Annotated in this window: 24 protein-coding genes; 12 read left to right on the top strand and 12 right to left on the bottom strand. The window is 57.5% G+C overall.

Translation table 11 applies throughout. The features are described 5' to 3' along the window. Complete coding sequence (locus CU081_RS07920; protein WP_022651830.1) at positions 1–981, bottom strand: type IV pilus twitching motility protein PilT; 981 nt, start codon at positions 979–981, stop codon at positions 1–3. A gap of 17 nt (positions 982–998) precedes the next feature. Here CU081_RS07920 and CU081_RS07915 point away from each other — a divergent pair, with 17 nt between their 5' ends. From CU081_RS07915 to CU081_RS07890, 6 genes are read left to right on the top strand one after another with little or no spacing between them, the layout of a single operon-like run. After that, complete coding sequence (locus CU081_RS07915; protein ID WP_003860026.1) at positions 999–1,700, top strand: YggS family pyridoxal phosphate-dependent enzyme; 702 nt, start codon at positions 999–1,001, stop codon at positions 1,698–1,700. 21 nt (positions 1,701–1,721) lie between these two features. After that, on the top strand, positions 1,722–2,288 hold the full coding sequence (locus tag CU081_RS07910) for a YggT family protein (protein WP_003860024.1): 567 nt from the start codon (positions 1,722–1,724) through the stop codon (positions 2,286–2,288). Next, the gene (yggU, locus tag CU081_RS07905) at positions 2,285–2,581 is read left to right on the top strand and encodes a DUF167 family protein YggU (RefSeq protein WP_003860023.1); all 297 of its coding nucleotides are present in this window, start codon (positions 2,285–2,287) and stop codon (positions 2,579–2,581) included. Before CU081_RS07910 ends, yggU begins: the two co-directional genes overlap by 4 nt. A 3-nt stretch (positions 2,582–2,584) precedes the next feature. After that, positions 2,585–3,178: an XTP/dITP diphosphatase gene (locus CU081_RS07900; protein WP_022651831.1), complete on the top strand. Its 594-nt coding sequence runs from the start codon at positions 2,585–2,587 to the stop codon at positions 3,176–3,178. After that, positions 3,171–4,319 (top strand): radical SAM family heme chaperone HemW, encoded by a 1,149-nt coding sequence (gene hemW / locus CU081_RS07895; RefSeq protein WP_003860019.1) that lies wholly within the window; start codon positions 3,171–3,173, stop codon positions 4,317–4,319. Before CU081_RS07900 ends, hemW begins: the two co-directional genes overlap by 8 nt. A gap of 56 nt (positions 4,320–4,375) precedes the next feature. Continuing rightward, positions 4,376–4,738: an endonuclease domain-containing protein gene (locus tag CU081_RS07890; protein ID WP_022651832.1), complete on the top strand. Its 363-nt coding sequence runs from the start codon at positions 4,376–4,378 to the stop codon at positions 4,736–4,738. 112 nt (positions 4,739–4,850) lie between these two features. Here CU081_RS07890 and CU081_RS07885 read toward each other — a convergent pair whose 3' ends face one another. From CU081_RS07885 to trmB, 3 genes are read right to left on the bottom strand one after another with little or no spacing between them, the layout of a single operon-like run. Continuing rightward, complete coding sequence (locus tag CU081_RS07885) at positions 4,851–5,567, bottom strand: DUF2884 domain-containing protein (protein WP_003862419.1); 717 nt, start codon at positions 5,565–5,567, stop codon at positions 4,851–4,853. 57 nt (positions 5,568–5,624) lie between these two features. Continuing rightward, the gene (locus CU081_RS07880; RefSeq protein WP_003862421.1) at positions 5,625–5,951 is read right to left on the bottom strand and encodes a YggL family protein; all 327 of its coding nucleotides are present in this window, start codon (positions 5,949–5,951) and stop codon (positions 5,625–5,627) included. Further along, positions 5,951–6,670 (bottom strand): tRNA (guanosine(46)-N7)-methyltransferase TrmB, encoded by a 720-nt coding sequence (trmB, locus tag CU081_RS07875; protein ID WP_015571843.1) that lies wholly within the window; start codon positions 6,668–6,670, stop codon positions 5,951–5,953. Before trmB ends, CU081_RS07880 begins: the two co-directional genes overlap by 1 nt. A gap of 144 nt (positions 6,671–6,814) precedes the next feature. On the opposite strand from trmB, the gene mutY reads away from it, so the two are divergent. The 4 genes from mutY (at position 6,815) to CU081_RS07855 (ending at position 10,907) form a co-directional block, all read left to right on the top strand. Then, on the top strand, positions 6,815–7,867 hold the full coding sequence (gene mutY / locus CU081_RS07870) for an A/G-specific adenine glycosylase (protein ID WP_022651833.1): 1,053 nt from the start codon (positions 6,815–6,817) through the stop codon (positions 7,865–7,867). Positions 7,868–7,893: 26 nt separating this feature from the next. Continuing rightward, positions 7,894–8,166, top strand: coding sequence for an oxidative damage protection protein (locus CU081_RS07865; protein WP_003862425.1), 273 nt, complete (start codon positions 7,894–7,896; stop codon positions 8,164–8,166). Between the two features lie 124 nt (positions 8,167–8,290). Then, entirely contained in the window at positions 8,291–9,367 is a 1,077-nt protein-coding gene (gene mltC, locus CU081_RS07860; protein ID WP_017382930.1) for a membrane-bound lytic murein transglycosylase MltC, read from the top strand. A 283-nt stretch (positions 9,368–9,650) separates the two neighbouring features. Continuing rightward, positions 9,651–10,907: a nucleoside permease gene (locus CU081_RS07855; protein ID WP_015571846.1), complete on the top strand. Its 1,257-nt coding sequence runs from the start codon at positions 9,651–9,653 to the stop codon at positions 10,905–10,907. 79 nt (positions 10,908–10,986) lie between these two features. On the opposite strand, the gene citG is transcribed toward CU081_RS07855, so the two are convergent. The 8 genes from citG to CU081_RS07815 are packed head-to-tail and all read right to left on the bottom strand — an operon-like array spanning position 10,987 to position 18,298. Beyond that, positions 10,987–11,790 carry a triphosphoribosyl-dephospho-CoA synthase CitG gene (gene citG / locus CU081_RS07850; RefSeq protein ID WP_022651834.1) on the bottom strand — a complete coding sequence of 268 codons (804 nt, stop codon included), beginning with the start codon at positions 11,788–11,790 and terminating at the stop codon, positions 10,987–10,989. Then, positions 11,768–12,307 carry a citrate lyase holo-[acyl-carrier protein] synthase gene (gene citX, locus CU081_RS07845; protein ID WP_022651835.1) on the bottom strand — a complete coding sequence of 180 codons (540 nt, stop codon included), beginning with the start codon at positions 12,305–12,307 and terminating at the stop codon, positions 11,768–11,770. The genes citG and citX overlap by 23 nt, the downstream gene beginning before the upstream one ends. After that, on the bottom strand, positions 12,304–13,827 hold the full coding sequence (gene citF, locus CU081_RS07840) for a citrate lyase subunit alpha (RefSeq protein WP_022651836.1): 1,524 nt from the start codon (positions 13,825–13,827) through the stop codon (positions 12,304–12,306). Before citF ends, citX begins: the two co-directional genes overlap by 4 nt. Before the next feature lie 10 nt (positions 13,828–13,837). After that, positions 13,838–14,713 carry a citrate (pro-3S)-lyase subunit beta gene (gene citE, locus CU081_RS07835; protein WP_015571849.1) on the bottom strand — a complete coding sequence of 292 codons (876 nt, stop codon included), beginning with the start codon at positions 14,711–14,713 and terminating at the stop codon, positions 13,838–13,840. Continuing rightward, positions 14,710–15,003, bottom strand: coding sequence for a citrate lyase acyl carrier protein (gene citD / locus CU081_RS07830; protein ID WP_022651838.1), 294 nt, complete (start codon positions 15,001–15,003; stop codon positions 14,710–14,712). The genes citE and citD overlap by 4 nt, the downstream gene beginning before the upstream one ends. 16 nt (positions 15,004–15,019) lie before the next feature. After that, the gene (gene citC, locus CU081_RS07825) at positions 15,020–16,042 is read right to left on the bottom strand and encodes a [citrate (pro-3S)-lyase] ligase (protein ID WP_022651839.1); all 1,023 of its coding nucleotides are present in this window, start codon (positions 16,040–16,042) and stop codon (positions 15,020–15,022) included. A 13-nt stretch (positions 16,043–16,055) separates the two neighbouring features. Continuing rightward, positions 16,056–16,919 (bottom strand): fumarylacetoacetate hydrolase family protein, encoded by an 864-nt coding sequence (locus tag CU081_RS07820; RefSeq protein WP_003862442.1) that lies wholly within the window; start codon positions 16,917–16,919, stop codon positions 16,056–16,058. A 17-nt stretch (positions 16,920–16,936) separates the two neighbouring features. After that, positions 16,937–18,298: a 2-hydroxycarboxylate transporter family protein gene (locus CU081_RS07815; protein ID WP_022651841.1), complete on the bottom strand. Its 1,362-nt coding sequence runs from the start codon at positions 18,296–18,298 to the stop codon at positions 16,937–16,939. A gap of 345 nt (positions 18,299–18,643) precedes the next feature. Here CU081_RS07815 and CU081_RS07810 point away from each other — a divergent pair, with 345 nt between their 5' ends. After that, positions 18,644–20,281: an ATP-binding protein gene (locus tag CU081_RS07810; protein ID WP_022651842.1), complete on the top strand. Its 1,638-nt coding sequence runs from the start codon at positions 18,644–18,646 to the stop codon at positions 20,279–20,281. Next, positions 20,271–20,963 (top strand): response regulator, encoded by a 693-nt coding sequence (locus CU081_RS07805; RefSeq protein ID WP_003862448.1) that lies wholly within the window; start codon positions 20,271–20,273, stop codon positions 20,961–20,963. Before CU081_RS07810 ends, CU081_RS07805 begins: the two co-directional genes overlap by 11 nt. Positions 20,964–20,991: the final 28 nt, after the last annotated feature.

Below are 20,991 nucleotides of genomic sequence, written 5' to 3'. Positions count from 1 at the left end.
CTACAGCCGCCCCTGCGCCCGTCGCTCCGCCAGACTCTGCTCAAAGTTCTGCATTCCCGCCTGCTGCCCCGTTTGAATAATGCCCGGCAGTTGCCAGGTTTTGCCTTCGCGGATCAGATTTGCCGCCGCCGAGGTATTCACCAGTAGCTCATACAGCGCCACGCGCCCACCCTGGACATCCTGACGTAGCTTCTGCGCCAGGACCGCACGCAGGCTTCCCGCCAGCTGATTACGCACCGGATCTTTCTCCTGCGCCGGAAAGGTGTCGACCAGGCGCTCGATCGCCTGCGCCGCACCGCGCGTGTGCAGCGTGGCCAACACCAGATGGCCGGTTTCCGCCGCCGTCAGCGCCAGGCGTATCGTCTCGCTGTCACGCAGCTCACCAAGCAGAATCACATCCGGATCTTCACGCAGCGCGCTGCGCAGCGCCTCGGAAAAGGACGGGCTGTGCTGGCCTATCTCCCGCTGCTGGATCAGGCAACGTTCACTCTGGTACATAAACTCCACCGGATCTTCCAGGGTCAGAATGTGCCCGTCTGTCTGGTGATTGAGAAAATCGACCATCGCGGCCAGAGTGGTCGATTTCCCGCTGCCGGTGGCGCCGGTGACCAGAATCAGGCCATTGTCATTGGACAAAAGCTCCGGGATCGCGCGCGGCACGCCTAACGCAGAGAGCTGCGGGCACGTCAGCGGCAACAGGCGCAGCGCGATCGAAACGCCGTGCATATGCTTAAACGCACTGCCGCGCAGCCGCTGACCGCCTGTGAGGGTAACGGCAAAATCCACCTGCCCGTTTGCCCACCAGGCGCCCTGCTGTTCGTCATTGAGCCACGCTTTTAATAACGCCTCCACATCCGGGGGCGGAAACGGCGCAGGTTCAAGACGGCCTGACCTGCGCCAGCGCGGTGGTGAATCACTGCACAGGTGTAGATCGGAGACGTTATGCTTTACACTAAGGGCCACAATTTCTTCCACATCCATAGACAACTCCTCGGAAAATGAACGACATTGCGCATAACCTGGCACAGGTCCGGGACAAAATCTCAGCCGCGGCAACGCGTTGCGGCCGTGCTTCAGAAGAAATTACGTTGCTTGCAGTCAGCAAAACCAAGCCTGCGAGCGCCATCGCAGAAGCGATAGCCGCCGGTCATCGTGCCTTTGGTGAAAACTATGTGCAGGAAGGCGTAGATAAGATTCTCGCTTTCCGGGAACGGGGAAATGCAGACCTGCAATGGCACTTTATCGGTCCGCTACAGTCGAACAAAAGCCGTCTGGTAGCAGAGCACTTCGACTGGTGTCACACCATCGATCGTCTGCGTATCGCTACCCGTTTGAGCGACCAGCGCCCTATTGAGATGCCAGCGCTTAACGTGCTAATTCAAATCAACATCAGCGATGAAAACAGCAAGTCCGGCATTACGCTGAGCGAACTGGATGCGCTGGCGGCGGACGTGGCGGCGCTGCCGCGCTTAACCCTGCGCGGGCTGATGGCTATCCCGGCGCCAGAGTCAAGTTATGAAAGGCAGTTTGCCGTAGCACAGCAAATGGCTGTAGCATTTGAGGCGCTTAAAGCGCGCTATGACACGGTAGACACGCTTTCTCTGGGCATGTCGGATGATATGGAAGCCGCCATCGCGGCAGGCAGCACCATGGTGCGCATCGGCACGGCAATTTTCGGTGCGCGCGATTACCCCCAATAATAAGGAAACCTGAGGAACGCCATGAAGACGTTGACTTTCCTGCTTTCAACGGTCATTGAACTGTATACGATGGCGCTGCTGTTGCGCGTCTGGATGCAGTGGGCCCGTTGTGATTTTTACAATCCATTCTCACAATTTATCGTGAAAATCACGCAGCCCATTGTGGGGCCGCTTCGCCGCATCATTCCGGCAATGGGGCCGATTGACAGTTCATCTTTGCTGATGGCGTTTATTCTGAGCGTTATCAAAGCGATCGTGCTGTTTATGGTCATCACTTTCCAGCCGATTATCTGGATTTCAGCCGTTCTGATCCTGGTTAAAACCGTCGGCTCGCTGATCTTCTGGGTCCTGCTGGTGATGGCGATCATGAGCTGGGTAAGCCGGGGCCGTAGCCCGGTGGAGTACGCGTTGATTCAGCTGACAGAACCGTTGCTGCGTCCAATTCGTAGCCTGCTGCCTGCGATGGGCGGAATCGACTTCTCACCGATGCTTCTCGTTCTGCTGCTGTACGTGCTGAATATGGGTATCGCGGAACTGTTACAGGCGACGGGTAATATGCTGCTGCCGGGGCTGTGGATGGCGTTATGAGTGCAGTTAGCCCCTGCGCCGACGGGCTGGTTTTACGGCTGTACATTCAGCCGAAAGCCAGCCGCGACAGTATTGTTGGGCTGCATGGCGACGAGCTAAAAGTCGCCATCACGGCCCCGCCGGTTGACGGCCAGGCGAATGCGCATCTGACCAAATATCTGGCTAAACAGTTTCGCGTCGCTAAAAGCCAGGTCATCATTGAGAAAGGTGAACTTGGCCGGCATAAACAGGTAAAAATCCTTAACCCGCAATCTATCCCGACGGAAGTCGCGGCTCTGACAGAACAGGACTAAACCATGCAGAAAGTTGTTCTCGCCACCGGTAACGCCGGTAAAGTGCGCGAGCTGGCCTCGCTATTAAATGATTTTGGGCTGGACGTGGTGGCTCAGACCGAGCTGGGCGTGGACTCCGCCGAAGAGACCGGCCTGACGTTTATCGAAAACGCCATTCTGAAAGCGCGCCATGCGGCGCAGGTAACCGGACTGCCCGCGATTGCCGATGATTCCGGTCTGGCCGTGGATTTTCTGGGCGGTGCGCCGGGGATTTACTCCGCCCGCTATTCCGGGCCGGACGCCACCGACCAGCAGAACCTGGAAAAGCTGCTTGTGGCCCTGAAAGACGTTCCTGACGAACAGCGTACCGCGCAGTTCCACTGCGTGTTGGTCTACATGCGTCACGCGGAAGATCCCACGCCGATTGTCTGTCACGGCAGCTGGCCGGGCGTGATCACCCGTGAAGCGGCGGGCAACGGCGGCTTTGGTTACGACCCGATTTTCTTTGTCCCGACCGAGGGCAAAACCGCTGCGGAACTCACCCGCGAAGAGAAAAGCGCGATCTCCCACCGTGGACGCGCCCTGAAACTGTTACTGGAAGCACTGCGTAATGGCTAATTTGCCGCCTCTGAGTCTTTATATTCACATCCCATGGTGCGTGCAGAAATGTCCGTACTGTGATTTCAACTCGCACGCGCTGAAGGGTGAAGTGCCGCACGATGATTACGTCGCGCATCTGCTGGCCGATCTGGATGCCGATGTACCGTACGCACAGGGACGTGAAGTGAAGACCATTTTTATTGGTGGCGGTACGCCGAGCCTGCTTTCAGGCCCGGCGATGCAGACGCTGCTGGACGGTGTGCGCGCACGCCTGAACCTGGCAGCGGATGCTGAAATTACGATGGAAGCCAACCCCGGCACCGTTGAGGCCGACCGTTTTGTCGAGTACCAGCGTGCGGGCGTGAACCGTATCTCTATCGGCGTGCAGAGCTTTAGCGAGCCAAAGCTGAAGCGTCTGGGGCGCATTCACGGCCCGGAAGAGGCAAAGCGCGCGGCAAACCTGGCAACGGGGCTTGGGCTGCGCAGCTTTAACCTCGACCTGATGCACGGCCTGCCGGATCAGTCGCTCGAAGAAGCGCTGGACGATTTGCGTCAGGCGATTGAACTGAACCCGCCGCATCTGTCGTGGTATCAGTTGACCATTGAACCGAACACCCTGTTTGGTTCGCGCCCGCCGGTGCTGCCGGACGACGACGCGCTGTGGGATATCTTCGAGCAGGGCCACCAGCTTTTGACCGCGGCGGGATATCAGCAATACGAAACGTCGGCGTATGCGAAGCCGGGCTATCAGTGTCAGCACAATCTGAACTACTGGCGTTTTGGCGACTATCTCGGAATTGGCTGCGGTGCGCACGGCAAGGTGACCTTCCCGGACGGACGCATTCTGCGTACCGCCAAAACGCGTCATCCACGCGGGTATATGGAAGGCCGCTACCTGGAGCGTCAGCACGACGTCGAGGCGGTGGATAAGCCGTTTGAGTTCTTTATGAATCGCTTCCGTCTGCTGGAAGCCGCTCCGCGCGCGGAATTTACGCGTTATACCGGGCTGCCGGAGTCAGTGATTCGCCCGCAGATTGACGAGGCGCTGGCGCAGGGGTACCTGACCGAGTGTGATGAGTCCTGGCAGATCACCGAGCACGGCAAGCTGTTCCTGAACTCCCTTCTTGAGTTGTTCCTCGCTGAAAATCCTGAAGGCTGATTCAGGATTTTACATCCCGTTCTGCTGGCTGAGGGAAAGGCTGGCAGAGTGTGGGGATGGAAACAATACGTTCATACGCAAAGCAGCTCAGACGCGAGCTGACACAGGAAGAAAGACGGCTTTGGTATTTACTGCGCAGCCGCCGTTTCGAAAATTATAAATTTCGCCGACAGCACCCGGTAGGTAACTACATTCTGGATTTCGCCTGTTGCGCGGCTCGGCTGGCCGTTGAGCTGGATGGCGGACAACATGATGAAAATCAGGAATACGATCGACAAAGGACATTGTGGTTAAACCATAAGGACTGGCACGTCATTCGATTCTGGAACAACGAACTCTGGAATAACGAAGAGGCGGTGTTAGAAAGGATCCTTGAAACGCTGCAAGCGCTGCAACCCTCACCCCGGCCCTCTCCCTGAAAGGGAGAGGGGGCAAACATCCCCTCGCCCCTTTAGGAAAAGGGTTAATGTGAGGGCGCAAACTATTCCCTCGCCCCTTTGGGGAGAGGGTTAGGGTGAGGGGCTAAGTGAATTACTTCAGCGTCCCCACCAGCGCCTTCCGGCTGTCTTCCAGCGACACCACGCGCTTACACACGTCTTTGCCGAACTGCTGGAAATCGGCTTCCTGATTCTTCCACTCGTTCTGAATCGAGGTTTGCAGTCCGCCCAGACTACCCAGTACACCCTGCAAAGGATTACCGCCACCCTTCAGCACCGCTTTGGCGCCCATCTCGTTGATGCTGTCCTGGAGAATGCCGCCCATCGCCTGGTTCACCAGCTGCTGACCGTCGGCACGCACCTGATCGATCGCCTTATAGTGGAACGTCAGGCCATCAGAGCGCGTCTCGATAATACGGTTCATCTGCTCTTTCAGCTGCTTATCCAGCTTCGTCAGGCGGGTGCGCATATTGCTGCTCTCCCCCACCTCTTTGGTGATGATTTTATCCAGCGCCACGCGGCTCTTTTCAACGCGGGTCAGCGCGCCATCGTTGATCCAGGGCAGCGCGGTACGCAACTCGGCCTGGTAGTCCATCGCCTGCTCGCGCTGTGCGGCCGTCAGGTTTTGCGGTTTGCCGTTAAAGGTCACGTTGCCATCCGGCGTAATCACCAGATTGCCATTCTCGCCCTTAACCTGCACGGTTTGCGGACTCAGCACCACGTCATCACGCGGGGTGACGCTACATTTATACTCCGCATGGGCGGTGGATCCGATTGCCAGTAAAGCAACAGCCAGCAACGTTTTGCGCATCTTAAACACTCCCTCAGACAAAATGGGCCAGCTAATGCTGGCCCCGTTCTTGCTTTATTAGTCCCACCAAACGTCGAAAAGTTCGCTAACGCGGACATCTTCCAGTTTGTGGTCTTCAAGCCATTTGCGTACCAGCGCCTGATGCTCTTCGGTGCATTTCCCCACTTCCTGGGTGCAAATCAGACCTTCCCACGCCAGATAGCCGCTACCGTCGAAGGCCAGCTTGTTTGGCTCGATCACCTCGTTGATGAACGCATCAACGTCCTGATCGATCTGCTCAACGCTGGTGCCTTCCGGGAAACGCCAGGCAACGGAGAAACCCACTTCCTGGAATTCTTCGATGTGCATCTTTTTACGCAGACGACGGCTACGATTCTTTGCCATTATTTCACCCTCTCGAACATTAAGTCCCATACGCCGTGACCAAGACGATGGCCACGCTGTTCAAATTTTGTCACCGGACGTGAATCCGGACGCGGTACGTAGTCGTTGCTTTCAGACTGATTTTTATACCCGTCCAGGGACGACATCACTTCCAGCATATGTTCCGCATAAGGTTCCCAGTCGGTTGCCATGTGGAAAACGCCGCCCAGCTTGAGCTTACTTTTCACCAGCTCGGCAAACGGTGCCTGAACGATACGGCGTTTATTATGACGCGCTTTGTGCCATGGGTCAGGGAAAAAGAGCTGAACCATGTTCAAAGAATTGTCAGGAATCATTTTGTGCAGCACTTCCACCGCGTCGTGACACATGACGCGCAGGTTCTCAACGCCCTCTTCATGGGCCGTTGCCAGGCATGCGCCGACGCCCGGCGAATGTACTTCAATACCGAGGAAGTTCTGCTCCGGGCGCGCTTTCGCCATAGTGACCAGCGAGGTGCCCATACCAAAGCCGATCTCCAGGGTCACTGGCGCGTCGCGGCCAAACAGGTCGGTGAAGTCGAGCGGTTGCTCGCTGAACTCAACGCCCATCACCGGCCAGTAGTTGTCCAGCGCGTGTTGCTGACCTTTTGTCAGGCGCCCCTGACGGCGGACAAAGCTGCGAATACGGCGCAGCGGGCGACCGTTTTCATCAAATTCCGGTGAAATGACGTCGTTTTTCATAAAAGAGTTGTCTGCTTGTGAGAATGTTCGGGAAACGGGCATTATCCAAAGTTAAGGCTTCTATGCAAGCATGGGAAAGATCCGGTTTACAGCAGATTGACGCTGTGCTGCAATCTGCGTCCCTGATTAAGCGAATCGATGACCATGCAAGCCTCTCAATTTTCAGCCCAGGTGCTGGACTGGTACGACAAATACGGGCGTAAAACCCTGCCCTGGCAAATTGAAAAAACGCCGTACAAAGTATGGCTCTCCGAGGTGATGTTGCAACAAACGCAGGTCGCGACGGTCATTCCTTACTTCGAGCGTTTTATGGCGCGCTTCCCGACAGTCACCGATCTGGCCAACGCGCCGCTGGACGAGGTACTGCACCTGTGGACAGGCCTCGGCTATTACGCCCGCGCGCGCAACCTGCACAAAGCCGCACAGCAGGTCGCCACCCGCCACAACGGTAAATTCCCGGAAACCTTTGACGAGGTGGCGGATTTGCCCGGCGTCGGGCGTTCAACCGCAGGCGCAATCCTCTCCCTCTCTTTAGGCAAACATTTCCCTATTCTCGACGGCAACGTCAAGCGCGTGCTGGCACGCTGCTATGCCATAGATGGCTGGCCGGGCAAGAAAGAGGTTGAGAAACGCCTGTGGGAGATCAGTGAAGCGGTCACTCCGGCGAAAGGGGTGGAGCGTTTTAACCAGGCGATGATGGATCTGGGCGCGATGGTCTGCACCCGTTCAAAACCGAAGTGCGAACTTTGCCCGGTAAACAACCTCTGCGTGGCGTATGCGAACCACACCTGGGCGCGGTATCCGGGGAAAAAACCGAAGCAGACGCTGCCTGAGCGCACCGGGTACATGCTGCTGATGCAGCATGGCGACGAGGTGTTTCTCGCTCAGCGCCCGCCAAGTGGCCTGTGGGGTGGTCTATACTGCTTCCCACAGTTTGAGGATGAAGCCTCGCTTCGGGCATGGCTTGAACAGCGCGGCATTGCGGCCGATACCCTGACGCAACTCAACGCGTTCCGTCATACCTTCAGCCATTTCCATCTGGATATTGTGCCGATGTGGCTTCCCGTGTCCTCATTCACGTCGTGCATGGATGAAGGCACCGCTCTCTGGTATAACTTAGCGCAACCGCCATCAGTCGGGCTGGCGGCTCCCGTGGAGCGCCTGTTACAGCAATTACGTGTCGGTGCAATGGTTTAGCATCGGCAAGACAAAGAGGAATGAGTATGGCCAGAACCATTTTTTGTACTTTCCTACAGCGCGACGCTGAAGGCCAGGATTTCCAGCTCTACCCGGGCGACCTGGGTAAGCGCATTTACAACGAGATCTCCAAAGAAGCCTGGGGACAGTGGCAGAAGAAGCAGACCATGCTGATCAACGAGAAAAAGCTCAGCATGATGAACCCGGAACATCGCAAACTGCTGGAGCAGGAGATGGTGAACTTCCTGTTCGAGGGTAAAGACGTCCACATCGAAGGCTATACACCACCGGAAAAATAATAACGCGCAGCTGCTGCCCGGCGGCGCTGCGCTTGCACGGGCCTACGGTTTTGTAGGCCGGGTAAGCGCAGCGCCACCCGGCAACAGCAACCCCAAAGCAAACACAACACGCACTCCCGGAATGATGAAAAAACTTTTAGCGCTAGCCCTTGTTGCGCCGTTGCTTGTGTCTTGTTCTTCCAAAAAAGGCGATGAATACAACGAAGCCTGGGTCAAGGACACCAACGGTTTTGACATTTTGATGGGGCAGTTTGCCCACAATATCGAGAACATATGGGGATTTAACGAAGTTCTTATTGCCGGACCGAAGGACTACGTTAAGTACACCGACGCCTATCAGACCCGTAGCCACATCAACTTCGATGACGGTACGATTACGGTTGAAACCATCGCGGGGACTGAACCTGCGGCGCATTTACGTCAGGCCATCATCAAAACCCTGCTGATGGGCGACGATCCGGGGTCTATTGACCTCTACTCTGATGCCGATGACATCACCATCTCCAAAGAGCCATTCCTGTATGGCCAGGTCGTTGACCAGACCGGTCAGCCGATCCGCTGGGAAGGCCGCGCCACGAAATTCGCCGACTATCTGCTGCAAACGCGCCTGAAAAGCCGCACCAACGGCCTGAAAGTGATCTACAGCGTCACCATCAACCTGGTGCCGAACCACCTCGACAAGCGTGCGCATAAGTATCTGGGCATGGTGCGTCAGGCGTCGCGTAAGTATGGCGTGGATGAGTCGCTGATCCTGGCGATTATGCAGACCGAGTCCTCGTTCAACCCCTACGCGGTAAGCCGTTCCGACGCGCTGGGGCTGATGCAGGTTGTACAGCACAGCGCCGGTAAAGACGTGTTCCGCGCGCAGGGGAAATCCGGCACGCCGAGCCGCAGCTACCTGTTCGATCCGCAAAGCAACATTGATACCGGTACGGCCTACCTGGCGATGCTGAACAATGTCTATCTCGGCGGGATTGATAACCCAACCTCACGCCGCTATGCGGTGATCACCGCCTATAACGGTGGCGCGGGCAGCGTGCTGCGCGTCTTCTCAAATGACAAAGTGCAGGCCGCGAACATCATCAACAGCATGGCGCCGGGGGATGTCTACTCAACCCTCACCACCCGCCACCCGTCTGCGGAATCACGCCGCTATCTGTATAAGGTGAATACGGCGCAGAAGAACTACCGTCGCCGCTAGAAAACTACCCCTCACCCTGCCCTCTCCCAGAGGGAGAGGGTATTCAAGTTCCCTCTCCCTCTGGGAGAGGGTTAGGGTGAGGGGACATCAGACCGCACCCATCTCATCCCACCCATACGAAAATGCTATTTGCATCACAATCCAGACTGCAAATTAATGTGGATTGCATTTTTTTGCGGGAGGTAACAAAACATAACGTTGCCAACTGATAGAATTGCATCAAATAACAACCCTGAATGTTCCCAAAACAACATATCTCCCGCTCACTTGTGAGGAAAGTAACATGAACCTTAAGCTGCAGCTTAAAATCTTGTCGTTTCTGCAGTTCTGCCTGTGGGGTAGCTGGCTGACTACACTCGGCTCCTATATGTTTGTGACGCTCAAGTTCGATGGTGCGTCGATCGGTGCCGTTTACAGCTCGCTGGGTATTGCGGCTGTCTTCATGCCAACGCTGCTCGGTATCGTGGCGGATAAATGGCTAAGCGCGAAATGGCTGTATATGCTTTGCCACCTGGTGGGTGCGGGGACGCTGTTTATGGCGGCCGAAGTGACCACGCCGGGGGCGATGTTCATGGTGATCCTGCTTAACTCGCTGGCCTATATGCCAACGCTTGGCCTGATCAACACCATCTCCTACTATCGCCTGAAATCTGCCGGTCTGGATATCGTCACCGACTTCCCGCCAATCCGTATCTGGGGCACCATCGGCTTTATCATGGCGATGTGGGGCGTGAGCTTCGCGGGCTTCGAGCTGAGCCATATGCAGCTCTACATCGGCGCGGCGCTCTCCGTACTGCTGGCGCTGTTCACCCTGACACTGCCCACCATTCCGGTATCTAATCAGCAGAAAAACCAGAGCTGGAGCACCATGCTTGGCCTGGACGCCTTCGCACTGTTTAAAAACAAGCGCATGGCGATCTTCTTTATCTTCTCCATGCTGCTGGGCGCGGAACTGCAAATCACCAACATGTTCGGTAATACCTTCCTGCACAGCTTCGATAACGATCCGCTGTTTGCCGGGAGCTTTATCGTCGAACACGCGTCGGTGATGATGTCCATCTCGCAGATCTCCGAGACGCTGTTCATCCTGACCATCCCGTTCTTCCTGAGCCGCTACGGTATCAAGAACGTCATGCTGATCAGTATCGCCGCCTGGATGTTGCGCTTCGGTCTGTTCGCCTATGGCGACCCAAGCGCGTTCGGCACCGTGCTGCTGGTTCTGTCGATGATTGTTTACGGCTGTGCCTTCGACTTCTTCAACATCTCCGGCTCGGTGTTTGTGGAAAAAGAGGTGAAGCCTGAAATCCGCGCCAGTGCGCAGGGCATGTTCCTGATGATGACCAACGGCTTCGGCTGTATTCTGGGCGGCGTGGTGAGCGGTAAAGTGGTGGAGATGTACACCACCAACGGCATCACCAACTGGCAACCAGTGTGGCTGATCTTCGCCGGGTACTCGCTGGTGCTGTTCTTCGCGTTCATCGCGCTGTTCAAGTACAAGCACGTGCGCGAGCCGCACGGTGCGCAGCCGATCGCGCATTGATTGTTGTGCCCGGTGGCGCTGCGCTTACCGGGCCTACAAAACCAGACCGTAGGCCGGGTAAGGCGTAGCCGCCACCCGGCTATTTTATTCCAGAAAGCACCCACCCCACCGACAGCAAATCCGCACTGCCGCCCGGGCTCAGATTGCGTTCAATCAATGCCTTATCCATCTTCAGCAACGCCTCGCAGTCCCAGCCGTTAGCCAGTAATTCCCGCGCGTAGCCCTGAACGTAGCGCAGCCCCTCAATGCCGCCGCGCGAAACGAGATTGCTGTCCTGATTTACCGCCATCAGGCGCAACAGCAGGCCGTGAAGCGACTGACCATTCCATGCATCCAAAGCCTTACGCACCGTGGCAAAGCCGCTTTCTGCCTCGCCACGCGCGCCGGTTAAACCGTACAGCTGAAACTGCCGCTCCCCCGCCGTTGCCTGCCCGCTGCGTCCGGCCAGCTCCCTCGCCACCAGCCCGCGACAGATGTTACTTACCTCACAACAGAGGCTATCCGCAGAGATATTTTTCACCCGCCCGGCGGTGAAGCAGAGCAAACCGAGGGCAAAAATACCGCCCTTGTGGGTATTTACCCCGCCCGTGGCGGCGTACATTGCCTGCTCGCAGGCCATTCCCATCGGACGAAGAATCCGCAACTGCCGATCGGCAGGTTTGGCCGCATGTACTTCACCCAGTTCCGCAAACCGGGCAAACCACGGCGTAATCGCCATAATGCTGCGGACAAACAAGGCATGATCCATATCGCGATGGGAGCCGTTATTGAGCCTGTCCACCAGCCCCGGTTTTGGCGTCAGCTCCAGCTCCTGCCACAGCGCCTCTGCGGCAAGCGCAGGGAGATCAACCGGGCGCGGTTCAGTCGCGAGCAAACCAGTCATCGATCATCTTCTCCACGCGGGAAACCACCTGCTCAGCGGGGTGATTGCGCGAACGGGAACAGGCATGAGCGGGCTCGTCACAGATCAGGCAGCGTCTGAGATTCGCCCCCAGCGACTGACGCCCGACGTGGCCGTTTTCAGGGCAGATCACATCCAGATCCCACAGCCTGCCGAGTGGGTGCGTCTGCTCCAGTTCTGCACAGTGCGCCTTAATTTCCGCCGCCGGATGCGCGATGCACCACAAGGCTTCAGGTCCGGTGGGTAGCCACAGCACCTTACGGTCCAGCACCTGCCAGCGGTTTTCCCACAGCAGCTGGTCGCACATTTGCAGCGCCACGCCCATGGTGTTGCGATAGCGCAGGCTGTCTTTGATTTCCCCGGGCGTAACCAGCGTGAGGGAGATCACCGGTTGTTGATAGTGCGCAAGCATGTCAGCCTGGCGCGCTGCGCGGCGCTCTTTCGCCGCCAGCAGTTCGTCCAGGCTGACACCCGTCCGCACGGGTGTCGCAATAGTCACACTTCCTCCTTTACCTGTCGAACGGTGTCGATCACGCTGCCGTCGCGGTAACGGATCACCCCGACGATTTTGTCGGTGAACTCAATCGGTTTCGGTACGCCTGTCAACGAAATCGCTCGCTCATACAGCGCGTTGATATCTACAACCTTCAGCCCTGCTTCCATAAGTCGTTCGCGGATCTCCGGGCGCGCCGGGTTGACCGCAATACCGTGGTCGGTGACCAGCACGTCAATGCTCTCCCCCGGCGTGAGGCGGGTGGTAACGCGCTTCACGACGGTCGGGATGCGGCTTCGCAGCAGCGGCGCGACCACAATGGTCAGGTTGGCTGCCGCCGCCACGTCGCAGTGTCCGCCGGATGCGCCACGCATCACGCCATCGGAGCCGGTGATGACATTGACGTTAAAGTCGACGTCGATTTCCAGGGCGCTGAGGATCACCACGTCGAGCTGGTCGCAGCTTGCCGCCTTGCTGCCGGGGTTGGCGTAGACGTTGGTGGAGATCTCCACGTGGTTCGGGTTGCGCGCCAGCGAGGCCGCTGCCTGGCCGTCAAAGCACTGGGTGTCGAGCAGCTTTTCGATGAGCCCCTTCTCGTGCAGATCCACCAGGCTGCCGGTGATGCCGCCAAGGGCGAAGCGCGCCTTCACGCCGCCGCGCTCCATCTTCTCTTCCATAAAACGGGTGCAGGCGGTGGCCGCTGCGCCGGAGCCGGTCTGCATCGAGAAGCCTGGTTTGAAATAGCCAGAGTGTTCAATCACGTCCGCCGCATAGCGGGCGATCATCAGCTCGCGCGGGTTGCTGGTGACGCGCGCCGCGCCGACGCTGATTTTCGCCGGGTCGCCCACGCTCTCCACCTGCACGATGTAGTCCACCTGATCCTGCACCAGGCTGGCGGGCATATTGGGGAATGGCACCAGCGCTTCGGTCAGCAGCACCACCTTACGGGCAAAGTGCGCGTCCACCATGGCGTAGCCCAGCGAACCGCAGCACGATTTTCCGTGCGTGCCGTTGGCGTTGCCAAACTCATCGCTGCACGGCACGCCAAGAAATGCCACGTCGATGCTCAGTTCGCCGTTCTGGAGCAGCTTCACGCGCCCGCCGTGGGAGTGAATTTGTACCGGCTCGTCCATTAGCCCGTGGGAGATGGCATCCGCCAGCCTGCCGCGCATGCCGGAGGTGTAAATCCGGGTGATGACGCCACTCTCGATATGCTCGATCAGCGCGTCATTGCAGGTCATCAGCGAGCTGGAAGCCAGGGTCAGATTTTTGAAGCCCATCCGCGCCAGCAGCGCCACGACGGTGTTGATCACCCGGTCGCCTTCGCGAAAGGCATGGTGGAAGGAGATGGTCATCCCGTCCTGCAAGCCGCTGCGCTTAACCGCCTCTTCAATTGAGGCGCAGAGCTTGCGGCTGTGCTTCGCCTCGCTGTCCGCCAGCCACGGCGTCGCGCTGTGGGCGGTATCAAAGGGTTTCAGATCCCGCAGATGGGGGAAATTTACATGGAGAAGTTCTGTCTGATTCATTATGTCATCCTTACCGACGCACGCCAGAGGCCGCCGCGCGCTCCAGCACCACCTGCGCGTGGTTAATAATCGGTGCATCCACCATTTTGCCGTTGAGCGACACCACGCCCAGGCCGTTACGCTCGCCCTCTTCTGCCGCCTCAATCACCCTTTTGGCGTGATCCACCTCTTCCTGAGTCGGGGCGTAGGCGTTGTGCAGCAGGTCTATCTGGCGCGGGTTAATCAGCGATTTGCCGTTGAAGCCCATCTTGCGGATCAGGTCGACCTCGCGCAGGAACCCGGCTTCGTCGTTAACGTCGGACCACACCACGTCGAAGGCGTCGATACCGGCGGCGCGTGCGGCGTGCAGCACGGCGCAGCGGGCATAGAACAGCTCGGTGCCGTCGCCGCGCTCGGTCTGCATGTCCATCACGTAGTCAAAGGCGGCCAGCGCGATGCCGATCAGGCGCGGGGAGCTGCGGGCAATCGCCACGGCGTTGATGACGCCAATGGCCGATTCAATCGCCGCCATCACGCGGGTGGAACCCACATCACGCCCGCACTCCTTCTCGATACGCTCGAGGTGGCCTTCCAGCTCGTAAATATCGTCCGGGGTGTCGGTTTTCGGCAGGCGAATCACGTCCACGCCCGCGCGCACGGCGGCCTCCAGATCCAGCAGGCCAAACGGCGTGCTCAGCGGGTTAATGCGCACCACGGTTTCGATATCCTGATACATTGGGTGCTGCAACGCGTGGAACACCAGCATGCGTGCGGTGTCTTTCTCGCGCAGGGCCACGGCGTCCTCAAGGTCAAACATGATGGAGTCGGGGCGGTAGATAAAGGCGGTAGAGAGCATGGCGGCATTGGCGCCTGGCAGGAACAGCATACTGCGGCGGAGTTTGCTCATTTCAGCGCCCTCCAGTTGATGACCTGTTCATCGGCGGCACGCAGAAGCGCGCTTTGCAGGCGAGCGCGGATCACACAGTCCAGCGCCCCTTTGTCTTCAATAATGATTAATCCCTGGTGCACGTTCATGGCGCGCAATGTGTCGTTGACCACCTGGCGTATTTGCTCGCCAAACTGCTTAATCACTTCACTGTGGATGACAATCTCCAGCTCACCGTGAGCGGGGGCGATTTTCACCATCAGGTCGCTGGACTCCTGCGTTCCGGCCAGCGCCTCCCTTACAATATTCATGATAAATTCCTGATAGTTATGCGACTTCCGCACTCGCACGATAATGAGCTTCGAGGTGCGCGAAGGTGGAGTCCGGGACAATCTCCCGGATCCGGGAAAACTGCTGTGTCTTGAGTAAACGGCGCACTTCCGAGGCCGAAATGGCGTTGCCGGTGGCCTTGATGCGCGGCATCTCCACCACCTCAATATGCGAGGCCAGAAGGTCGTGCAGCGTCTGGTTGTACTGGCGGGTGATGTCGCAGAACGGCTCCGAGCCGATGAAGCGGTGCGTGATGCCCAGCGCCGGGGCGATGAAGTCCCGGAAGATCAGCACGTCGATCTCGCTCCACGCCTGCTGCACTTTGCCGGTCTCCTTCAGGAAGTAGGCCGGAAACGTGGCGCGGGAGATGATGTACTGCGAGCCTTCATGCACCACCACGTTCGGCAGATGCGCCACGCCCGCGCGCACCATCTCAAGGCGCGCGCTGAACGGGAAGAACGAGGCGTCTTCACGCACCACAAACAGATGCAGGGCATCGCACTGCGCCGCCGCCTGCTCCACCAGATGACGGTGGCCGAGGGTGAATGGGTTGGCGTTCATCACAATGGCACCAATTTTTTCCCCGCCCCTTCGCATCCGGCTTAAGGTACGGCAGTAGCGCGCGATCCCCTGCGGGGTGTTCTCCATTAGCACCGCGTTGTTCCCGCTCTGGGCAATCGGCCAGAAACCGCTGCGGCCAAAGCGTTCCTTATTGCACGGACGGGTGCAGAGGAAGAGGTGAAAATGGCCGCGCTCCAGCGCCGCATTTTCCACCTCTGCCAGCAGACGCGCGCTGAGGTTTTCCCCACGAAGCTGCTCGTTGACCGCCACGCATTTGATGACGTTGGCAGCCAGCCCGGCGCAACCCACCAGCTGCGCGCCGGACCAGGCTTCGACAAACAGCGTGATGTCGTTGTCCAGGCCAAGGCCGCTGTCTGCCAGCAGGTAGCGGATCTGGCTTAAGCGTTCCGGGTGTTTCGCCACCAGCGTGTGGCGAAAATCGATGGGTTGCGATTGCATGCTGCCGCCTTACTTAATGTGCTGCCGCAAGCCCGACGGCTGGCGCTTCCACGATCACGTTGCTGAGATGACCGATATGCTCGATCTCCACCTCAATGCGATCCCCCTCTTTCATAAACAGCGGCGGGTTACGCTTTTTACCCACCCCACCTGGGGATCCGGTGATGATCACATCGCCAGGACTTAAGCGGGTGAAGGTGCTGATGTACTCGATCAGCTCCGCCACCTTGTGGATCATGCTGCTGGTGTTGTCTTCCTGCACCATGCGGCCGTTCAGCCAGGTGCGGATTGCCAGTCGGTGCGGATCGGGGATCTCATCCGCCGTCGCCATCCACGGGCCGAACGCCCCGGTCTGCCGCCAGTTTTTCCCGGCGGTGAACCAGGTGTGCTGCCAGTCGCGGGCGGAGCCGTCCATGTAGCAGCTGTAGCCCGCCACGTGGCGAAGGGCGTCGTCGCGGCTGATGTTCTCCCCGCCTTTGCCGATGATCACCGCCAGCTCGCCTTCGTAGTCGAATTCGCTGGAGTGGCGCGGCTTCAGCACCGGCTCGTTGTGGCCGGTCTGTGAGTCCGGGAAGCGGACAAACAGCGTCGGGGCCGGGTTGTGCTGGTCAAACTCCTTGCGCTTGTCGGCATAGTTCATGCCCACGCAGAGGATTTTTTCCGGCTGTACAATCACCGGTAAGAAGGTGATGGCGTTCAGCGGTACATCCACCGCGTCGTTCAGGAATCGGGTGGCCTGCGCCAGCCCGTTCCCCTGCAACAGCGCTTTAAGGTCGCCATAGCGGTCGCCGAGGCGGCGGCCTAAATCAATCACGCCGTCGGCCTGAACGATGCCGTAGCTGCGTTTTCCCTGGTATAAAAAGCTTGCGAGTTTCATTGTTCTTTCCTGAAAACTTAAACGAGGAAGTTGCCCAGAATCAGCAGAGAGATGGAGACGTTAATCGCCCCGCCGATACGGGTAGCAATCTGGGCGAACGGCATCAGGCTCATGCGGTTGCCTGCGGTCAGGATCGCCACGTCACCAGTACCGCCCTGGCCGCTCTGGCAGCAGGAGACGATGGCGACATCAATCGGGTGCATACCAATCTTTTTGCCGACGAAGAACCCGGTTGCCACCAGCGCGGAGACGGTGCTGATAATCACCAGCAGGTTGGTCAGCGTGAAGGCGGCCACCAGTTCATGCCATGGGGTGATGGCTACGCCAACGGCAAAGAGAATCGGGTAGGTCACAGAGGTCTGGAAGAATTTGTACACCACCTGAGAGCCCTCCAGCAGACGCGGAGAGGCACCGTTGCAGAGCTTCACCAGCACCGCCATAAACAGCATGCCCACCGGCGCTGGCAGACCAATCAGCTTGTGACCGAGCATACCCAGCATGTACAGCAGCACCGCCAGCAGCGCGCCGGAGGCGATGGTCGTCACGTCCGCTTTGCCGGAGAACGCAGGCTGAGAGACAGTGGCATCGGCATTGGCGCGATTCGGCATCAGCTGGCCTTCACCGGTCAGGTGCGGGTAGCGTTTCCCGAGCTGGTTGAGGCAACCGGAGATAATGATCGCCGTCAGGCCGCCGAGCATCACCATCGGCAGTACGCGGCCGAGCGCCACGCCCTGATCCATATGCAACAGGGTGGCATAGCCGATGGAAAGCGGGATTGCCCCTTCCCCGACGCCGCCCGCCATGATCGGCAGAATGATAAAGAAGAAGATCTGGAACGGCTCGAGGCCCAGCGCCAGCCCAACACCCATGCCGACAATCATGCCGACGATTTCACCGCACAGCATCGGGAAGAAGATGCGCAGGAAGCCCTGGATCAGCACGGTGCGGTTCATACTCATGATGCTGCCGACGATAATGCAGCAAATATAGAGATAAAGAATGTTGGTGGATTTATAGAACTTAGTGGTGGATTCCACTACTACATCCGGCAGCAGGCCGTAATAGACCAGCGCGGAAGGGATAAAGGTGGCGCAAATTGCCGCCGCGCCGAGCTTGCCGACAATCGGCAGGCGTTTACCGAATTCACCGCAGGCAAAGCCGAAGAAGGCCAGCGTGGCCACCATGACCACAATGTCGCTCGGTAGTTTTCCGCCCAGGCAATCAATCGCAATCAGCGCGCCCGCCAGAACGAACAGCGGCAGAGGTATAATGCCGATTTTCCAGGTATCCATAATATGCCACCAGCGCTCTTTGAGCGATGGCCGCTGAATATCAATCGGGTCGTGGGTAACAGAGAATGAATCGTCAGTTGTGCTCATAATAAGCCCCTTAGTTATTTTGTGCGTTCAGCTTAGAGTCACAAAGGCTTACTTTATGTGAGGGATGGCATATTAAAAGCGAAGTTTTAATGGACGCTATGGTTTTAATGGTTTCTTTTATTTAATGTGATTTATGCCTTATTTATTGCCGTGGTTTTTATGGTTTCTTTTCTTAACTGAACAAAGAAATAACATTTATTCATTTAACCTTAAGAGGATGAGACTTTCGGAAAAATCTTTTACAGGCTGCGCTGTGCAAGGGATCACAAGTTTTCGGCAAAGCGGGCATCCTGGCCTTAAAAGATGATATATTCAGCCGACCTGTTGATATCTCGCGTGATAGTTATGAAAGTATCGTTTCAGATCAAGCTGTTTATTTCGCTGGTCGCCTTTTTCTCAGTGCTGTTCGCATTACTGGGCGGATATTATTATGTCGATGTCGGCAGGCAGCTTTATCAGGAAATGAGCGCGCGCGCAAAAATACAGGCCGAAGAAATTGCGCTTATTCCAACCCTGCGAAAAGAAGTCGAACAAAAGGATATCCAGGGCATCCATGACTTTATGCAGAAAATAGCCGCCCGCAGCGACGCCAGTTTTATTGTGATTGGTGACAATAAGGGGCTGCATCTTTTCCACTCCGTGTTTGCCGACCGGGTAGGCAAAACGCTGGTTGGCGGAGATAACGACGAGGTATTACACGGCAAAAGCACCATCACCATCCGCAAGGGCGGGTTAGGCATTTCACTGCGCAGCAAAGCGCCCATTTTTAATGATGCCGGTCAGGTGGTGGGGATTGTTTCGGTAGGCTATCTCACAAGCTATCTGGACACCATCACCGTCAGCAAGGTGGTTAATATCCTGATTGCCGCCGTGCTGCTGCTTATCGCCCTGTTTATTTTCTCCTGGTTCTTCACCCGCAGCATCAAGAAGCAGATATTCTCTCTGGAGCCGCGCGAAATCGGCCTGCTGGTGCGCCAGCAAAAGGCGATGATGGAATCCATTTATGAAGGGGTGATTGCCATCGACGACGATCTTCGCATTGAGGTGATTAACCAGGCGGCGCGTAAATTATTAGGCTTACGCCAGCCCGCCCGCGAACTGCGGGGTCAGCCCATCAGCCAGGTGATCGCGCCCGTCCCGTTCTTCAACGCGCAAACCATGCTTGCGAAAGACACCCACGATGAGATCTGTCGCTTTAACGATCTCACGGTCATTGCCAGCCGGGTGCGGATAATGCTGGAAGATGCATTGCAGGGCTGGGTGATCACCTTTCGCGATCGCAACGAGATCGACTCGCTCAGCGCCCAGCTCAGCCAGGTGAAGCGCTACGTTGATAACCTGCGCATCATGCGCCATGAACAGCTGAACCGCATGACTACGCTGTCCGGCCTGCTGCATATGGGCCGTTATGACGAGGCAATTCGCTATATACAGGCGCAGTCGGAACACGCTCAGGAGCTGCTGGACTTTATCTCGTCCCGCTTTAGCTCTCCGACGCTGTGTGGTTTGCTGCTTGGAAAGGCCGCCCGCGCGCGTGAAAAAGGCGTTGAGCTGAGTTTCGATCCGGCCTGCCGGGTGGATAAACCGTTCCTGCCGCTGCTCGAATCGGAACTTATCTCGATCATCGGGAACTTGCTGGATAACGCCATTGAAGCGACCCAGCGTGCACCGCTCCCGCATGCCCCGGTGGACGTGCTGATAAAGCTGAACGAGCAGGAACTGATTATTGAAGTCGCCGACCAGGGCGTCGGCATCACACCGGAGATCCGCGACCGGATCTTTGAGCGCGGCATCACCACCAAAACGCGCGGCGATCATGGTATTGGCCTGTATCTGATTGAAAGCTATGTCACACAGGCTCGCGGTGCAATTGAAGTTGCCGATAACACCCCACGCGGTGCCATTTTCTCACTGTTTATTCCCGCCACGGGAACGGCCCGGCACCCCGTACAGGAACTGGAAGATACCGACTATGCAACATGAACTTATCGACGTACTGATTGTTGAAGACGAGAACGAACTGGCGCAACTGCACGCGGAGCTTATCGGTAAACATCCGCGTCTGAGGCTGGTGGGGATTGCCGCGTCGCTGGCCGACGCGCAGGTACAACTGGAGAGCAAACAGCCGAAGCTGATGCTGCTGGATAACTACCTGCCGGACGGCAAAGGCATCACCCTTATCAGCAACCCGATGCTCACCCGCGCCAACTGCTCGGTGATTTTCATCACCGCCGCCAGCGATATGGACACCTGTAGCCAGGCCATTCGTAACGGCGCGTTTGACTATATCCTTAAGCCGGTCTCCTGGAAGCGGCTCAGCCAGTCGCTGGAGCGTTTTGTGCAGTTTGCCGAACAGCAGCGCGTCTGGAAGATTGTCGACCAGCAGAACGTGGATTCACTCTATCAGTTACAGGCGAAAAACTATCGTCTGGACAACGGCAGCAAAGGGATAGAGGAGAACACGCTGGCGCGGGTGCAAATGCTGTTTAACAACAAGGCGGCGCACTGTTTTACGGTGGATGAGGTGGTGAGCGAGACGGGCCTGAGTAAAACCACCACCCGGCGCTATCTGGAACACTGCGTGGAGGTGGGTTTTCTGACGGTGGAGATGCTGTACGGTAAGATTGGACATCCGAGAAGGATGTACAGGCGTAGTGCGACTTAACTCCCCTCACCCCGGCCCTCTCCCCAAA

This window comes from Enterobacter sp. CRENT-193 (assembly GCF_002787395.1).
GTDB classification, from domain to species: Bacteria; Pseudomonadota; Gammaproteobacteria; order Enterobacterales; family Enterobacteriaceae; genus Enterobacter; species Enterobacter hormaechei_C.
The sequence above is the reverse complement of the archived record's forward strand: the minus strand, read 5'-3'. Positions and strand labels throughout refer to the sequence as shown.

Bases quoted from the DNA above. Each gene is read 5' to 3' on its own strand.
- CU081_RS07920 (WP_022651830.1), bottom strand. From the start codon at position 981: ATGGATGTGGAAGAAATTGTGGCCCTTAGTGTAAAGCATAACGTCTCC.
- CU081_RS07915 (WP_003860026.1), top strand. From the start codon at position 999: ATGAACGACATTGCGCATAACCTGGCACAGGTCCGGGACAAAATCTCA.
- CU081_RS07910 (WP_003860024.1), top strand. From the start codon at position 1,722: ATGAAGACGTTGACTTTCCTGCTTTCAACGGTCATTGAACTGTATACG.
- yggU (WP_003860023.1), top strand. From the start codon at position 2,285: ATGAGTGCAGTTAGCCCCTGCGCCGACGGGCTGGTTTTACGGCTGTAC.
- CU081_RS07900 (WP_022651831.1), top strand. From the start codon at position 2,585: ATGCAGAAAGTTGTTCTCGCCACCGGTAACGCCGGTAAAGTGCGCGAG.
- hemW (WP_003860019.1), top strand. From the start codon at position 3,171: ATGGCTAATTTGCCGCCTCTGAGTCTTTATATTCACATCCCATGGTGC.
- CU081_RS07890 (WP_022651832.1), top strand. From the start codon at position 4,376: ATGGAAACAATACGTTCATACGCAAAGCAGCTCAGACGCGAGCTGACA.
- CU081_RS07885 (WP_003862419.1), bottom strand. From the start codon at position 5,567: ATGCGCAAAACGTTGCTGGCTGTTGCTTTACTGGCAATCGGATCCACC.
- CU081_RS07880 (WP_003862421.1), bottom strand. From the start codon at position 5,951: ATGGCAAAGAATCGTAGCCGTCGTCTGCGTAAAAAGATGCACATCGAA.
- trmB (WP_015571843.1), bottom strand. From the start codon at position 6,670: ATGAAAAACGACGTCATTTCACCGGAATTTGATGAAAACGGTCGCCCG.
- mutY (WP_022651833.1), top strand. From the start codon at position 6,815: ATGCAAGCCTCTCAATTTTCAGCCCAGGTGCTGGACTGGTACGACAAA.
- CU081_RS07865 (WP_003862425.1), top strand. From the start codon at position 7,894: ATGGCCAGAACCATTTTTTGTACTTTCCTACAGCGCGACGCTGAAGGC.
- mltC (WP_017382930.1), top strand. From the start codon at position 8,291: ATGAAAAAACTTTTAGCGCTAGCCCTTGTTGCGCCGTTGCTTGTGTCT.
- CU081_RS07855 (WP_015571846.1), top strand. From the start codon at position 9,651: ATGAACCTTAAGCTGCAGCTTAAAATCTTGTCGTTTCTGCAGTTCTGC.
- citG (WP_022651834.1), bottom strand. From the start codon at position 11,790: ATGACTGGTTTGCTCGCGACTGAACCGCGCCCGGTTGATCTCCCTGCG.
- citF (WP_022651836.1), bottom strand. From the start codon at position 13,827: ATGAATCAGACAGAACTTCTCCATGTAAATTTCCCCCATCTGCGGGAT.
- citE (WP_015571849.1), bottom strand. From the start codon at position 14,713: ATGAGCAAACTCCGCCGCAGTATGCTGTTCCTGCCAGGCGCCAATGCC.
- citD (WP_022651838.1), bottom strand. From the start codon at position 15,003: ATGAATATTGTAAGGGAGGCGCTGGCCGGAACGCAGGAGTCCAGCGAC.
- citC (WP_022651839.1), bottom strand. From the start codon at position 16,042: ATGCAATCGCAACCCATCGATTTTCGCCACACGCTGGTGGCGAAACAC.
- CU081_RS07820 (WP_003862442.1), bottom strand. From the start codon at position 16,919: ATGAAACTCGCAAGCTTTTTATACCAGGGAAAACGCAGCTACGGCATC.
- CU081_RS07815 (WP_022651841.1), bottom strand. From the start codon at position 18,298: ATGAGCACAACTGACGATTCATTCTCTGTTACCCACGACCCGATTGAT.
- CU081_RS07810 (WP_022651842.1), top strand. From the start codon at position 18,644: ATGAAAGTATCGTTTCAGATCAAGCTGTTTATTTCGCTGGTCGCCTTT.
- CU081_RS07805 (WP_003862448.1), top strand. From the start codon at position 20,271: ATGCAACATGAACTTATCGACGTACTGATTGTTGAAGACGAGAACGAA.